The sequence below is a fragment of the Spirosoma utsteinense genome, from assembly GCF_014282275.1.
Classification (GTDB): domain Bacteria; phylum Bacteroidota; class Bacteroidia; order Cytophagales; family Spirosomataceae; genus Spirosoma; species Spirosoma utsteinense.
Genome location: NZ_VFIA01000004.1, coordinates 141,107 through 155,135 on the forward strand (window position 1 = coordinate 141,107; position 14,029 = coordinate 155,135).

Below are 14,029 nucleotides of genomic sequence, written 5' to 3' on the forward strand. Positions count from 1 at the left end.
CTTATTTTGTCACTTCCAACTCCATTTTTAGGAACTTGCCCGTGTAACTCCCTTTCACCTCTGCTACCTTTTCCGGTGTGCCTTCGGCAATGATGAAGCCGCCTTTGTTTCCCCCTTCTGGACCAAGGTCGATCAGGTGATCGGATACCTTGATCACATCCATGTTATGCTCGATGATCAGGACGGTATTTCCCTTGTTGGCCAACTTGTTCAGCACATCGAGCAGGTGAGCGATATCCTGGAAATGCAGTCCCGTCGTTGGTTCATCGAGAATATACAGCGTCTTGCCTGTGTCTTTCTTCGACAGTTCTTCGGCAAGCTTCACCCGCTGCGCTTCGCCACCCGACAGGGTTGTGGCATGCTGACCTAAGGTGATATAACCCAACCCCACATCATTCATGGTGGTGACTTTGCGTAGTATCTTGGGCTGGCTGGCGAAGAAATCCAATGCCTGCTCAACAGTCATGTCCAGCACGTCGGCAATGGACTTTCCTTTGAAACGCACTTCCAGCGTTTCGCGGTTGAAGCGCTTGCCTTTACAGGTTTCGCACATCACGTGGACGTCGGGCAGAAACTCCATCTCGATCTTTTTCATGCCCGCCCCTTCGCAGTCTTCGCAGCGGCCCCCTTTCACGTTGAACGAGAAACGGCCGGGTTTATAGCCCCGGATTTTGGCTTCGGGTAACTCGGCAAACAGCATCCGGATGTCGGAAAACATGCCGGTATAGGTGGCGGGGTTAGAGCGGGGTGTCCGGCCGATAGGCGACTGATCGACCTCGATTACTTTGTCCAGATGCTCCAGTCCATCCACTGTCTTGAACGGCAGCGGTTCCCGCTTTGATCGGAAGAAGTGCCGATTCAGCACCGGGAACAGGGTTTCATGGATCAGCGACGATTTGCCACTGCCCGATACGCCGGTAATGGTGACCATCTTGCCAAGGGGCAGTTTCAGCGTTACGTTCTTGAGGTTGTTGCCCGTAGCGTTTTTGATGATCAGGAATTTACCGTTGCCCTTCCGCCTTTCGGTAGGTACATCGATGTTAAGCCGACCGCTGAGGTAATCGGCAGTGCTGCTGCTACCCGCCGGGCCGACATACTGGTTTTTAAGGAATTCATCGGGTGTGCCGCGGTTAACGACCTGACCCCCGTGTCGGCCCGCTCCGGGACCGATATCCAGAATATAGTCCGATTCGAGCATCATGTCCTTGTCGTGCTCGACCACGAGAACGGTATTTCCCAGGTCGCGCAGGTTCTTCAGCGAGTCGATCAGTTTGACGTTGTCGCGCTGGTGCAGACCAATGCTTGGCTCGTCCATGATGTAGAGCACCCCGACGAGCTGCGTCCCGATCTGGGTTGCCAACCGGATACGCTGTGCTTCACCACCCGACAGCGTCCGCAGGGGCCGGTCGAGTGTGAGGTAGTCAAGGCCGATATCGAGCAGGAATCCGATGCGTTTACGAATCTCTTTCAGAATTTCTTTGCCGATGATATTTTGCCGATCGGTCAGACGCTCTTCAACCCCATCGAACCAGGCCGAAAGCTCCGAAATGTCCATGCGGGCCAGTTCCGAAATGTTCTTATGGGCCATTTTAAAGTACAGCGACTCTTTCTTCAGCCGCGCACCGGCACATTCCGGACAGGTCTTAACGACCATAAAGTCTTTGAGCCACTCCTGAATCTTATCGGTGCTGTTTTCCTGCTGCCGTTTCAGAAAGTTGACGATTCCTTCAAACTTGAATGAATATTTGGCGTCGGAAGTCGTCTCGCCACTGGCCGCATCGTCCTCCGTACCGTACATCAGCGCACGGAGCAGATCGTCGGGAAATTTGACGACGGGTGTGCTGAGGTTTAGCTTGTATTTTTTGAGAATGGCTTCGATCTCCTTGAAGATCCACAACTCCCGGAACTCACCCAGGGGCGCAATAGCGCCCCGGCTGATGCTCAGCGACTTGTCGGGAATGACCGACTCCTCCGTAATCTCTTCTACCACTCCCAGGCCGTTACAAACCGGACAGGCACCATAGGGCGAGTTGAACGAAAACGAGTTGGGCGATGGCTCATCGTAGCTGATACCCGACTCCGGGTCCATCAGGTTCTGCGAGAAATAGACGAGTGCATCTTCCCCGTCGAGCATCTGCATAGCACCCTTGCCCTGCTTGAGCGCCGTTTGTACCGACTGGCTGAGCCGGTAACGTGACTGTGAGTCGGCCGTCTCGGATTTGGGCACGAGCCGGTCGATCACGATCTCGATGTCGTGGATTTTATAACGGTCCAGCTGCATCTTGGGGACGATATCCTGCACTACCCCATCGACCCGCACTTTGGTATACCCCATTTTAGCGATCTGCACGAACAGTTCGCGGTAATGACCTTTACGGCTACGAATGACCGGAGCCAGCAGGGTCAGCTTTTGCCCCTCATACCGACCCATGATCGTGTCGATAATCTGGTCCTGCGACTGCCGCTCCATTTTACGGCCTGTCAGGTAGGAATATGCTTCGCCAGCCCGGGCATAGAGCAACCGCAGAAAATCATAGATCTCCGTGGTAGTCCCAACGGTGGAGCGTGGATTTTTAGACGTTGTTTTCTGCTCGATGGAAATCACCGGGCTAAGGCCATTGATCTTATCGACGTCGGGCCGTTCCATGTCGCCAATGAACGAGCGGGCATACGCCGAAAAGCTTTCCATATAGCGTCGTTGGCCTTCGGCATAGATGGTATCGAAGGCCAGCGACGATTTGCCGCTGCCACTGATACCCGTTACCACGACCAGCTTATTGCGGGGAATGCTAACATCAATGTTTTTGAGATTATGTTCGCGGGCTCCCAGTACGTCGATCTGGTCATAGCCTGTCAGGTCAATATCGGTAAGCGTCTTTTGTTCAGCTGTCGTCACGTTGCATCAGACCGCCAGAGCGGTTAGCTTATTCTTTATAGCAACGTAAAGCAGCCGGGTGAAGTTTCCGGAAAACCGGTATAGGGATCATGTATTCGTAGAAGGCAAATATGGCCCTGTCTGTTTATTGATTCCTATAGGCATAATCTCTCGTAGAGACGCGACCCTTCGCGTCTCCCTTTGCGTCAGCCCTTCGCGTCTCCACAACCGGATGGTTTGCGGATAGTCTACCAACGGTGCATCGGGAGACGCAAAGGGTTGACGTGACGGGAGACGCGAAAGGCTGACGCATCAGGAGACGCGAAGGGTCGCGTCTCTACAAGAGTGGGGGATGTTGTTATAACTACACGAACTTAACACCCCTTTTAATGACCGACGTACACACCCCCGCTCAGCGCAGCTACAACCGAAACGTCGGCCCGCATGTCTCGGGTACGTAGCAAAGACACCAACCCTGAGTTGATTGTCCGCAAATTCTTACACGCACACGGTTTCCGCTACCGGCTCCACGACAAAAACTACCCGGTAGCCCGGACATAGTACTACCCAGATACAAAACCGTTATTTTCGTGCATGGCAACCTCCCCTAACTGGACCCGCGAAGAACTGATTCTAGCTTTCAACCTATACCTGAAACTGCCTTTTGGGAAAATGCACAAAGGCAACGAAGAGGTGAAGAAACTGGCCTCCATTCTAGGTCGTCGTACTCCTGACTCTGTAGCGATTCGACTCACTAATTTTGCCAGCGTTGATCCTTATCATCAACAACGAGGAGTTAAAGGAATGGACGGTGGCAGACGGCAGGTTGAACCAATCTGGGATGAATTTGTCAATAATCAGCAAGAGCTTGTTTTTGAAAGTGAACGTATTTTGGCTGATTATCAGGGTAGTACGATAGAGGAAATGTATCCAGAGATTGTATTTGATCTGAAAGACTTGGTTGGTGAGGTTAAAATCCGAGCTGTAAAAGTGCGCGTAAACCAAAGTGTATTTCGGAAAATGATCTTGAAGACCTACGCGAATCAGTGCGTTATTTCTGGAATTGACCTTCCAGAATTATTAGTGGCTGGTCATATCATTCCGTGGTCGGAAAACGAACATGAGCGACTTAATCCTGAAAATGGTTTGTGCATGTCAAGCCTGTACGACCGAGCTTACGAGAAGGGGTTAATTTGTATTGATACTGACCATAAACTATTGATCTCAAAGCGTTTGAAGGCAGACGTCTCAAAAAAATTCTATCAGGAATTCTTCGGTCGTTTTGAGTATCAACCCATTCGCGTACCTAAAACCTACCAGCCCAGGAAGGAATTTTTAGAATATAGACTAAACCAGTTTGAACTATGACCTATGGCACGTTAACCAATCTCGTTTACGCGGAAACAAATCTCCCGAGACAAAAGTCGGTGATGGAACTACACTAATCTGTTGGTCTGATCGACGTGCCTACACAATAGGTGGTGTGAAGAAAACGTACATTCTTGCTACTCGTGATGCTGTTGAGCGAACAGATAAGAATTTTGAAAGAGGGAGTAGAAGGAAGCCCAGTGACGTCTGCCACTGGGCTTCCTTCTACTCCCTCTTGCGACTACCTCTCGAATTCAGTTATCAGCGCACAATAACTTTAATCAATGATCCACGCGCTACCCGGTCGGTGGCTTTCAGGCTGTTGAGCGTTCCCAACTCTTCGAGACGGGCAGCGGGCATGCCGAGTGCACTCATGACTTCACTGAAAGACCCGTCGCGCGGTACGCTTTTGACCAGCACACGCTCGGGTTTCCGGTTTAGTTTGTCGGGGTCGGAGAGGGCTTTGAAACCACCGGCTACCGTCTGAAACGTACGGAATGAATCGGTGAAAGTGCTCACGGCCGATAGACCGTGGAGGGCGTAAACGGCGTTGTTGTACTGGATAAGCCAGGTAGCAATCTGGGTGGCCGTTTTCGGGTCCTGCTGCTGTTGCTGCGGCTGGCCTTGTTCCTGCGGGGCCTGCTGCTGCGAGATAAGTATATAGGCAGGGTTGCCGTTGATCGTCGTCTTTTTGCTTTCCGAAACCTTCAGACTTAGCTCCTTAACCAGCGCCTGGGAAGCTTCATCGAGCGAGTTGCCTTTGGCCAGCATCAGGATCATGGCCATTTTTCCTTCTTTTGGACCCATCTGAAACTGAACGGGTGAGTTCTGGTGCTGCCAGCCGCCAGGGACCGGGAACTGAAAGCGCAGTTCGGGATGGTAAAACTGATTGTTTTCCACGAAGCCCTGCTTGGGGTCTTCGCCGTACGTTATGCCATCGATCAGGCGCAGGTACTGATCACGATTCGATTGGTAGTTAGCCGGGTTCTTCGCCTGATATTCCGTTGCCAGTTTATTGACCCGAACGTTGCGGTTGCCCGGGTCAGGGTGTGTCGACATAAAGTCCGGAATAACCTGGCCGGACCCATCCGATATGCGCTTGATGGTGCTGAAGAAATTAGCCATCTGATGAGCATCGTACCCAATTTTGCTGGAATACTCGACGCCAATACCGTCCGATTCTGTTTCGTGGGCGCGGCTGTAGCTCAGCAAGGCCAAACCGACCCCCTGCTGGGCCATTTCGGTTGCCTGGGGTAGTAAAATGGCGGTGGCAATGGTGCCGAGTGTGCCAAATAGCTGCTTATTTTGCTGACGGGCGGAGTGCCGCGCCGTAATATGACCGATCTCATGACCCAGTACGCCCGCAAATTCCGCTTCGTTATTGAAGTGAGCCAGAATGCCGCGTGTGAAGTAGACGAAGCCCCCCGGCACGGCAAACGCATTGACCACTGGCGAATCGACGATGTGAAACTCGTAGGGCAGGTCGGGGCGGTGAGAAATCTTTGCCATGGCTTTGCCCTTCTCGTTCATAAACGCCTGAATGTTCCTGTTGTCGTATAGCCCCATGCTGGACACTATGGATGGGTGCGACTCCTTGCCAATGGCAATTTCCTGTTCCTGCGACATCAGGTTCAGCTCCCGTTTACCGGTGACCGGGTTGCGGGCGCAGGTAGCAAACAGGGAAAGGGTAACAGCTAACGAAACCTGAATGAAGGCTGTGTTGGTGCGCATTCGTGTACGTATGGTTCTGTGAGTGATGGTGAAGTTCAACCTGGTTGAGCGGGCGCGGTGAGTCCCATTCAGGCCGGTCGAAGTGCAATACAAACTACGGTAATTGTACACTTTGTTTAAAGTAACCCGTTTCGGTTTTATCTTTCCCTGTACAAACATCGTTGCATAGGGGGCTCTATCGGTTCCTGGACCTATATACGCCGATAGATAGAAAGTTTTGCAGGGGGCCAGCGTACCTAAGTCAATCAGTTCAATTGTAATTCGTTAAAGTATGGCCGTAACCGGTGTCAATCGCTATTTCAGGTTAGTAAAGCACATTGAAAATCCAGTCGAATACATCGTTCGAAAGGGTGAACGACGCCAGCGTGACCTGCTGTTCACGACAAAACCGCTGCCCGTTCGTTTCCAGGTATCGGCTGCGCTGTATCAGGTGTTCAAGGAAATATTCATGGCCGACGTGTACGAAATCGATGCGCTGGTAAGAACATTACCGGCTCAGCCGGTCGTCATCGACATTGGTGCCAACGCGGGGTTCTTCATCGTTCAGCTTTTGTCCAAGATCAACGAAGCAACGGTTTACGCCTATGAGCCGATGCCCGCCAATGTGAAAACGCTTCACCACACGCTACAGCAAAATCCGCGCCTGGCAAAACAGGTCAAACTCTTTCAGATGGCGGTGACCGGGCAACCACTCGATTCGCTGGATCTGTATGCCGAAGCCGAAGAAAACAATCAGGTCGTAGCGTCTATGTTTGCCGGGTTCAACGAAAACAACACCCAGAAGATAACCGTACCCTGTATTACCCTCACCGATATTATCCAGACCAACAACCTGCAATCGATCGATCTGCTCAAACTGGACTGCGAAGGAAGCGAATACGACATCCTTTACAACACCGATCCTACCCTGGTTCGGCTTATTGGGAAAATGGTTGTCGAAGTACACGATGTGGACACTGACCGGAACAACCTGGCGGCTTTCGATGCCTACCTCCAGTCGCTGGGTTACACGACCACCCACGAACCGATCAATTCATTTTGCCACGCCCTGGAAGCGGTTCGCCGGTAGGCCATTACCAACAGCCCCGCAGCCGCTCAACAGCGCAGCGTCGGTAACATCAATGAATAATCAACAGAAGCCCCGCAGAGACTCAACCGCGCAGCGTCGGTGCGCGTCGGTAGCATCGGTGAATGAAGCCCCGTAGGGGCTCAACAGCGTAGCGTTGGTAGCGCGTCGGTAGCATTTTATCGTGAGGCTACGTCCTGGTAAAGCGTCCAGTATTCGGCAGCTATGGCATCCCAGCGAAACCGCTGGCTGTATTGCCGAAACCGCTCCGCCAGGGTCGGGTCCTGCCGATAGGCATCCATGCCCTGCCGAAACGTGTCAACGACCGTTTCAGGCTCGAATGATTGAAAGTAAAACGCGTCGGGGCCACCCACCTCGGGAAGACTGGTCAGCGGTGAACTGAAAACGGGCTTGCCAAACCGCATGGCTTCAACCACCGGCAGACCAAATCCTTCCATCAGCGACGGAAACAGGAATGCCTCGCAGTGGGCGTAAAGCCACCATTTGGTCGCTTCATCGATGGGGCCGGGCATCAGGAGCCGGTCCGACACCCCCATACGCTCGGCTTGTTCGCGCATTTCCTGGCCGTAAGCGCGGTCGTTAGGGCCCGCCACTACCAGCCGGTAGGTGGGGAAAGCTTCCAGCAACGGCAGCATCGTGTGGATGTTCTTGTAGGGCTGAATCATCCCGATGAAGAACAGAAATGGCCCGTTGGGTTTCACCGATGGCGGGGTTGCCGGCAGTTGATCGGGGGTGTTTACTCCGCAGTAAATTGCTTGAAGCGGGGTAGCTGGCGGTATGGTCAGTTGACCGCTCACATCCCGCGCCACGTAGTTCGAGATAGTTGTGACGGCCCGTGCCTTGTCGATCCGGTGCTGATAGCGTTTTTTCTGACGCGCTTTCCGGCTCTCTGAGATCTCAGGCAGCGATAAATAGTTAAGATCGAGAATCGTGTAGATGAACCGGGAACTCCGCATCGGCAGGTAGCGGGTACCCTGATAGAGGCTATGCCAGACATCGAACTTCCAGGGGTGCCATACCCGTCGCCAGCGCGTTGCGGTGATATAGCTTACCGAGGGGCCAAACACGCCGACCTGATCGGGTGGTACCAGAAAGGTGATCTCCCAACCCGGTGGTCGCTGGCGAACTAACTCATGGCCTAAGTGCAGACAAACCTGTCCCAGACCACTGTTAATATTGGCCATTCGTTCGGTTTCCAGAAAGAGTCGGGGCATGCCGTCGGTACAGAGGGTGAACGACAATAATCGGCAAAAAAAGGGATTTTCGGAAGCCTGACCTAGTCCTCGCTGCCCAGCACCTGCCAGACCATATCTGACTCATACCCTTTGCTGAGCGCATACCGAACCAGCTTTTGCTTTATAACCAGCGGATTGTCGTCGCGCAGTGTCCGGCGTTTTTTATCCAGCAGGTCGGCCAGGGTCGTACGGTAATCGTCGGGGGCGATTTCTTTCATGGCCTGATCGAGGTTGTAGCCGGTAATGCCCCGTTGCTGCAGGTGCTGCTTTATTTTGCGCTTTCCCCAGCCTTTCACCCGAAATTTACCCCCCGCAAACGACTTGGCAAACCGCTCTTCGTTCAGGTAGTTCTGCTGGATCAATTCGGCGATAACTTCCTCGGCATCGTCGCCCCACACCCCCCATTCCTTCAGTCGGTCGCGTACGTCCTGCTGGGTCCGTTCCTGATAAGCGCAAAACATAGCCGCTTTGCGAAGGGCATCTTTTATCGATTCGGTCATAAAAGGAAAACGCAGCGGGTAGGACAGAGGTTCTATTTTACCACGTACGTTTGCTCATTACCTTATCTAATTCGGGCCGGGTCATAGCGCCCAGTTCGGGATGCTTGCCCAGCCAGGTCAGGAAGTTGGTCTTGATCTCGTCGGTCCACTGGCTGTCGATCTGCCCGGTCGTATACTTGCCTGATTTGACCATTTCAAAGCCGAACTGATCTTTGCGGGTAACAAACTCGGCGGTGCCAACGACTTGCTCGGCCATGTGGGCAGGCACAAAGAGCACTCCTTCGCGCTGGGCTATAACCAGATCGCCCGGCAGCACCATCACCTGACCAATACGGATGGGAGAATTCAGGCCCATCAAAACCATCTCTTCCAGAAAAGACGGGTGAAAATCGCGCACAAAAGCGTTGAAGCCGTTGATGTTCTGTAATTCCTGCAAGTCGCGGGCCGCTCCGTTGAAGACGACACCATTGCCGGTCTTACTAAAAATAGCGTTGCCCAGCGTGGCACCCATGAGCGTTCCCCCGCCAATCTTGCCGAACGCATCGGCTACATACACGTCACCCTTTGTCAGTACTTCGATTGGCCAGGTGTTGGTGTTGCCTTTCCGGCCCTGTTTGGAAATGCCGCGCTCCTTGATCGTTTTTTCCACGTCGGGCCGGCTGGGCATGAACATCGCCGTCACGGCCCGTCCCGTCACGGGAACATCTTCCTTGATCAATTTCCAGCCCCCTTCGAACTGGTTGGTATAGCCTTCATTTTTTAAAACCGTCCAGGCATCATCAATGCCTATGTGTTTGGCGCGTTCGACCAGGTCGTCGGAGATCCTGGGTCGCCCATCCGGGAAGCGCTCGCCTTTCCACTCCGAGGTTAAAAAGATAAGCTCCTCTTTTGGAATGGTCTGAGCCAACAGCGGGCTCGTCAGGCAAATAATAAAGAGTAACGACAGAAGGGTGGGCTTACAGGGCATGTTGGATGTTTATAGAAGTGGGGTTGACCAGACGCGGCTCAATGGCCTTCCTTGGCCAGATACGTTTCGATATCTTTCTGGGTGATCGCTAATTTTTTGGGGTACTTACCAACCCACGTCCGGAACTCGCCTTTTATCTTGTCGGACCAGTCGCCGTGGATTTCGCCGGACGGGTATTTACCCTGTTGCAGGAGTACGCGTTCGAATTCGTCGCGTAGGGCGGTCATCTCCGACGCCGACACCAGCCCTTCAACGAGGTGAGCCGGGATAAATACCGTTCCGTATTCATTGGCAAATACGGCATCGCCGGGTAGTACCGTAACGTCGCCGATGCGGATAGGGGCATTGATAGACGTTGGTGTCATGTCTTTGATATAGGACGGGTCATGGCCTTTTACCCAGGCATTGAATCCTTTGGTGTCTTTCAGTTCCTGCATGTCCCGTACCGATCCGTAGAAGATCACGCCCTTTCCTGTTTTTCCATAAATGGCGTTGCCCAGGCTGGAGCCGATCAACGTGCCGTCTTTGATCTTGCCAAAGCCATCGGCCACGTAAATATCCCCTTTTGTCAACACATCGATTGGCCAGATGTTGATTCCTCCTTTCTGAGAGCGCCCTTCGGCTTTACCCTGTGCCCGTACCAGACTGTCGAGGTCGGTGCGGGTGGGCATGAACTGAGCTGTCAGCGCCCGCCCGGTCATTGTTTCGCCGGGCTTGAGAATGATCCAGTTTTTTTCGACCTGGTTCCGGTATCCCTTGTTGCTCAGGTAACCCCAGATTTGTTCCAGCGTGCAGTTCTGGAGCCGTTCCAGCACCAGGTCCGGCACGTTCGGGCGCCCATCGGGCAGGCGGTCTCCTTTCCAGTTAGCCGTCAGCGCTTTTACGTGCTCCGGCGACGAGCCTACGCGCTGGGCCTGGGCTGCGGAGCCTGTCAGTAGGGTCATACCGGTTGCCAGAGCCAGCAGCGTTCTCTTCATCGTGGCCAGCGGTAGCCGCACAACGCGTGTCGTTGATTTTTTCATAAATGGGAAGGAGAGTACCGGATGAGGGTCGTTCAAAATGGCTAAAAACTATAGATCAACATTAGATATATGGTTAAAAAGGCGGATAGATAAGTAAAATACTGACATTAGCTTATTTTATGGATAAATAGTCCTGAACCAAGATATGCCCCGCTGACATGAAAAAAACCTTCGCTTCTTTATTTGCTTCTGGCACGTCGCCCGACCGCCGGAATTTTTTGCGCAGTGCCGGCTTAGGTGGTCTGTCGCTTGGTCTGTCGCTCGATGGGCAACACGACCGCGAAATGGAATTTATCACGCAGAAAGTAAGCCGCGACTCCAAACCATCGGATCTGAAGATTACGGATATGCGCGTGGCCATTCTGAGTGGTGTTCCCTTCAGCAGTCCCATTATCCGCATCGATACCAACCAGGGATTAGTGGGCTGGGGGGAAGTCCGGGATGGGGCCAGCGCCAACTACGCGTTGATGCTGAAAAGCCGCTTACTCGGTAAGAACCCCTGCAACGTGGAGCAGATCTTTAAACAGATCAAGCAGTTTGGCGGCCACAGCCGGGCGGCCGGGGGTGTATGTGGCGTTGAGATGGCGTTATGGGATCTGGCCGGGAAGGCCTACAACGTACCCGCCTATCAACTGCTGGGGGGGAAGTACCGGGATTACATCCGGCTCTATGCCGACACCCCCGAGTCTGATACCTACGAAGGATTTGCCGAGAACATGAAAAAGCGCCGGGACCAGGGATACACGTTCCTGAAGATGGACTTTGGCATCGGTATGCTGGCCGATAAGCCGGGTATGCTGGTCAATGCCAACAGCTGGAGCGTAAAAAGGCAGTGGGACGATAAAGAGATGGGAAAGCTTGGTAATTATGCCAACACCAAACACCCCTTTACCCGCATACAGGTTACCAAAAAAGGGCTCGATTCGCTGGTTGAGCACGTTGGCCGTATCCGGGAAATCGTCGGGTATGAAACCCCCCTGTCTGCCGATCACTTCGGGCACTTTGACGTGAATACAGCCATCCAGATCGGCAAAGCTATGGAGCCCTTCCGGCTGGCCTGGCTCGAAGACCTTGTCCCCTGGTTCTACACCGATCAGTGGAAACAGATTTCCGACGCCATCGACACACCCACACTGACGGGCGAAGACATCTACCTGAAAGAAGATTTTATCAAGCTTATCGACGCAAAGGCAATCGACATGATCCATCCGGATCTGGCTTCGTCGGGTGGCCTGCTCGAAACGAAGAAGATTGGTGACTATGCCGAGGAAAAAGGTATTCCCATGGCCATGCACTTTGCCGGGTCGCCTATCTGTATGATGGCCAATATTCACTGTGCGGCCGCTACCGAAAACTTTGTCGCCCTCGAACACCACGGCGTCGATGTGGCAGGCTGGGAAGATATCGTCACCGGTATGAAGCCCATCGTTGAAAAAGGCTTCGTACGCGTACCCGACAAGCCGGGCCTGGGCGTTGAACTGAACGAGGACGTAGCCAAGAAATTCCTCAAGAAAGGCGGTACCTGGTTTGCTCCCACCGACGTGTGGAACACCAAAGATTCCGCCGACCGGGAGTGGAGTTGAGAAGGGAGTGATGAATGATGAATGATGAGTGATGAGCGATGAATGGTCCCAGAAGGAATACCATTCATCGCTCATCACTCATTCAACAGTTCCCGTAACGCGTATTCCAGTTCGCCGTGCTGGTACTGGAAGTCGGTTTCTTCGCTGATGCGCTTGTTGAGGACGTAGTTGCCGCCGATGACGGTGATGGCCAACTCGCCGAACATGAGCTTGATAGCGAAATTGGGGATGTTGGGCAGCAGCATCGGGCGATTCAGTACTCTGGCAATGGTGCGCGTCAGGGTTTCGTTCGTGACAGGTCCGGGCGCAACGGCATTATAAACGCCCTGCCACGACTCATCCTCTAATGCCCTGATGTATAGCCGACACAGATCGTCGAGGTGAATCCAGGAAATATACTGTTGCCCCGAACCGATAGGTGCCCCCGCACCCAGCCGAACCGGTTGGGCGAGTTTTGGCAGCGCTCCACCAGCCATCGTCAGCACGACGCCCGTCCGCATTTTTACGGTTCGGATGCCGAGTGCTGCCACCTGATCTTCCGATCGTTCCCACGCCCGCGTCACCTGCGCCAGAAAATCAGATCCGCCCGAACTGGTTTCTGTTAGCGGCCGGTCGCCGGTATCACCCCCGTAATAGCCAATGGCCGACGAAGCAATAAAGGATTTGACGTGGTGCGGATTGTTGGCCAGTGCTTTCGCAATCAGCTCTGTCGATTCGGTGCGCGAGGTCAGAATTTCGTCTTTGCGGGCGTCGGTCCAGCGTTCGTCAGCAACACCGGCCCCGGCAAGGTGAATAATATGATCGGCGGTTTGAATCGCCTGCGGATCGAGATGCCCTTTCCTGATATCCCATTGGTAAACGGAAACAGAAGAGTCCGGCTGCGTACCAGCCGACGTCGCGCTGGACACCTGTCGGCTTAGTAAAGAAACCTGGTAGCCCTGTTGCTGAAGAAGTTGCGTCAACCGGCGACCAATAGTGCCCGTACCGCCGGTGATTAACACAGTTTGGTTCATGTGTGGGAGGAGTAGCGTCAAAAAGGTATTAACCCAATAAAGGAGCATCTGGTTTGTTAACCTTCCTAACTAAAGGGTTGCCGGTTGCTAATGACCGGACCGAATAGAAAGCGCTGCCAGCGCGGCTACCCAGGCCATCAGCGTAAGGGCAATGCGTATATAATTCAACGTAATCCACAACCCTGCCAAACGCGTAACGACCGAGTCTGGGAGCCGATTGGCCTGCTGTAGTTTGATGGCGGTTGGAATAAAAAAAGCAAAAGTGCCTATCCGTTCAACGAGCGTTATCAGGGCTGCGCCAAACCACCACGCCTGACCGGGTTGCAATGACTGCCAAGCCATAGTAAGATTCGCCAGCGTAAGGAGTGTAAGCGGCACCGTTGTTACAAATGCCCAGAATTTTCTGCCCGTTTCTATGTCGTGCATCGCTTCCATATTGACCCGGTAACCTGCCCCTGCCACTTTATGAAACCAGAGAGGAATGATAATTCTTGTTTCGTATAAACCCGCGCCAAAGGCCGTTCCAAGGTTTAGGATAAACAACACTAACAGGATTTCAGCGGGATGATTCATCATGTCGGTAGCCAGATCAGCTGGTAAGTATAGAGGAACCATTCAGTTGACAGGGTCAAACCTACACCGTTGCCA

At 53.2% G+C, this 14,029-nt stretch carries 11 protein-coding genes and 1 pseudogene; 4 read left to right on the forward strand and 8 right to left on the reverse strand.

Annotation, left to right across the window (positions count from 1 at the left end; translation table 11 throughout):
• Position 1 precedes the first annotated feature (1 nt).
• Complete coding sequence (uvrA, locus tag FH603_RS04330) at positions 2–2,896, reverse strand: excinuclease ABC subunit UvrA (protein WP_186736233.1); 2,895 nt, start codon at positions 2,894–2,896, stop codon at positions 2–4.
• A 423-nt stretch (positions 2,897–3,319) separates the two neighbouring features.
• Here uvrA and FH603_RS04335 point away from each other — a divergent pair.
• Both FH603_RS04335 and FH603_RS04340 read left to right on the forward strand, forming a co-directional pair.
• Positions 3,320–3,486, forward strand: a pseudogene (locus FH603_RS04335) (hypothetical protein).
• Positions 3,470–4,243, forward strand: a complete 774-nt coding sequence (locus FH603_RS04340; RefSeq protein WP_186736234.1) for an HNH endonuclease — start codon at positions 3,470–3,472, stop codon at positions 4,241–4,243. Before FH603_RS04335 ends, FH603_RS04340 begins: the two are co-directional and overlap by 17 nt.
• A 261-nt stretch (positions 4,244–4,504) precedes the next feature.
• Here the strand turns inward: FH603_RS04340 and FH603_RS04345 are convergent, their stop codons facing one another.
• The gene (locus tag FH603_RS04345; protein WP_186736235.1) at positions 4,505–5,974 is read right to left on the reverse strand and encodes a M48 family metalloprotease; all 1,470 of its coding nucleotides are present in this window, start codon (positions 5,972–5,974) and stop codon (positions 4,505–4,507) included.
• A gap of 271 nt (positions 5,975–6,245) precedes the next feature.
• Between FH603_RS04345 and FH603_RS04350 the strand changes: the two genes are divergently transcribed.
• Positions 6,246–7,043 (forward strand): FkbM family methyltransferase, encoded by a 798-nt coding sequence (locus FH603_RS04350; RefSeq protein ID WP_186736236.1) that lies wholly within the window; start codon positions 6,246–6,248, stop codon positions 7,041–7,043.
• Between the two features lie 176 nt (positions 7,044–7,219).
• Here the strand turns inward: FH603_RS04350 and FH603_RS04355 are convergent, their stop codons facing one another.
• The 4 genes from FH603_RS04355 to FH603_RS04370 form a co-directional block, all read right to left on the reverse strand.
• Positions 7,220–8,275 carry a glycosyltransferase family 4 protein gene (locus tag FH603_RS04355; RefSeq protein ID WP_186736237.1) on the reverse strand — a complete coding sequence of 352 codons (1,056 nt, stop codon included), beginning with the start codon at positions 8,273–8,275 and terminating at the stop codon, positions 7,220–7,222.
• A gap of 62 nt (positions 8,276–8,337) precedes the next feature.
• On the reverse strand, positions 8,338–8,796 hold the full coding sequence (locus FH603_RS04360; RefSeq protein ID WP_186736238.1) for a regulatory protein RecX: 459 nt from the start codon (positions 8,794–8,796) through the stop codon (positions 8,338–8,340).
• Positions 8,797–8,833: 37 nt separating this feature from the next.
• The gene (locus tag FH603_RS04365; RefSeq protein WP_186736239.1) at positions 8,834–9,763 is read right to left on the reverse strand and encodes an RraA family protein; all 930 of its coding nucleotides are present in this window, start codon (positions 9,761–9,763) and stop codon (positions 8,834–8,836) included.
• 38 nt (positions 9,764–9,801) lie between these two features.
• Positions 9,802–10,740, reverse strand: coding sequence for an RraA family protein (locus tag FH603_RS04370; protein ID WP_186736342.1), 939 nt, complete (start codon positions 10,738–10,740; stop codon positions 9,802–9,804).
• Positions 10,741–10,943: 203 nt separating this feature from the next.
• On the opposite strand from FH603_RS04370, the gene FH603_RS04375 reads away from it, so the two are divergent.
• A complete protein-coding gene (locus FH603_RS04375; RefSeq protein ID WP_186736240.1) occupies positions 10,944–12,368 on the forward strand; it encodes a mandelate racemase/muconate lactonizing enzyme family protein in 1,425 nt (474 codons plus the stop codon).
• 74 nt (positions 12,369–12,442) lie between these two features.
• On the opposite strand, the gene FH603_RS04380 is transcribed toward FH603_RS04375, so the two are convergent.
• Positions 12,443–13,381, reverse strand: coding sequence for a TIGR01777 family oxidoreductase (locus FH603_RS04380; RefSeq protein WP_186736241.1), 939 nt, complete (start codon positions 13,379–13,381; stop codon positions 12,443–12,445).
• Positions 13,382–13,468: 87 nt separating this feature from the next.
• On the reverse strand, positions 13,469–13,996 hold the full coding sequence (locus tag FH603_RS04385; protein ID WP_235985328.1) for a DUF1772 domain-containing protein: 528 nt from the start codon (positions 13,994–13,996) through the stop codon (positions 13,469–13,471).
• Between the last annotated feature and the right edge of the window lie 33 nt (positions 13,997–14,029).

What these genes read in the sequence shown, in the direction of transcription:
- FH603_RS04340 (WP_186736234.1), top strand. Translation starts at nt 3,470, where the DNA reads ATGGCAACCTCCCCTAACTGGACCCGCGAAGAACTGATTCTAGCTTTC.
- FH603_RS04345 (WP_186736235.1), bottom strand. Translation starts at nt 5,974, where the DNA reads ATGCGCACCAACACAGCCTTCATTCAGGTTTCGTTAGCTGTTACCCTT.
- FH603_RS04350 (WP_186736236.1), top strand. Translation starts at nt 6,246, where the DNA reads ATGGCCGTAACCGGTGTCAATCGCTATTTCAGGTTAGTAAAGCACATT.
- FH603_RS04355 (WP_186736237.1), bottom strand. Translation starts at nt 8,275, where the DNA reads ATGCCCCGACTCTTTCTGGAAACCGAACGAATGGCCAATATTAACAGT.
- FH603_RS04360 (WP_186736238.1), bottom strand. Translation starts at nt 8,796, where the DNA reads ATGACCGAATCGATAAAAGATGCCCTTCGCAAAGCGGCTATGTTTTGC.
- FH603_RS04365 (WP_186736239.1), bottom strand. Translation starts at nt 9,763, where the DNA reads ATGCCCTGTAAGCCCACCCTTCTGTCGTTACTCTTTATTATTTGCCTG.
- FH603_RS04370 (WP_186736342.1), bottom strand. Translation starts at nt 10,740, where the DNA reads ATGAAGAGAACGCTGCTGGCTCTGGCAACCGGTATGACCCTACTGACA.
- FH603_RS04375 (WP_186736240.1), top strand. Translation starts at nt 10,944, where the DNA reads ATGAAAAAAACCTTCGCTTCTTTATTTGCTTCTGGCACGTCGCCCGAC.
- FH603_RS04380 (WP_186736241.1), bottom strand. Translation starts at nt 13,381, where the DNA reads ATGAACCAAACTGTGTTAATCACCGGCGGTACGGGCACTATTGGTCGC.
- FH603_RS04385 (WP_235985328.1), bottom strand. Translation starts at nt 13,996, where the DNA reads ATGGTTCCTCTATACTTACCAGCTGATCTGGCTACCGACATGATGAAT.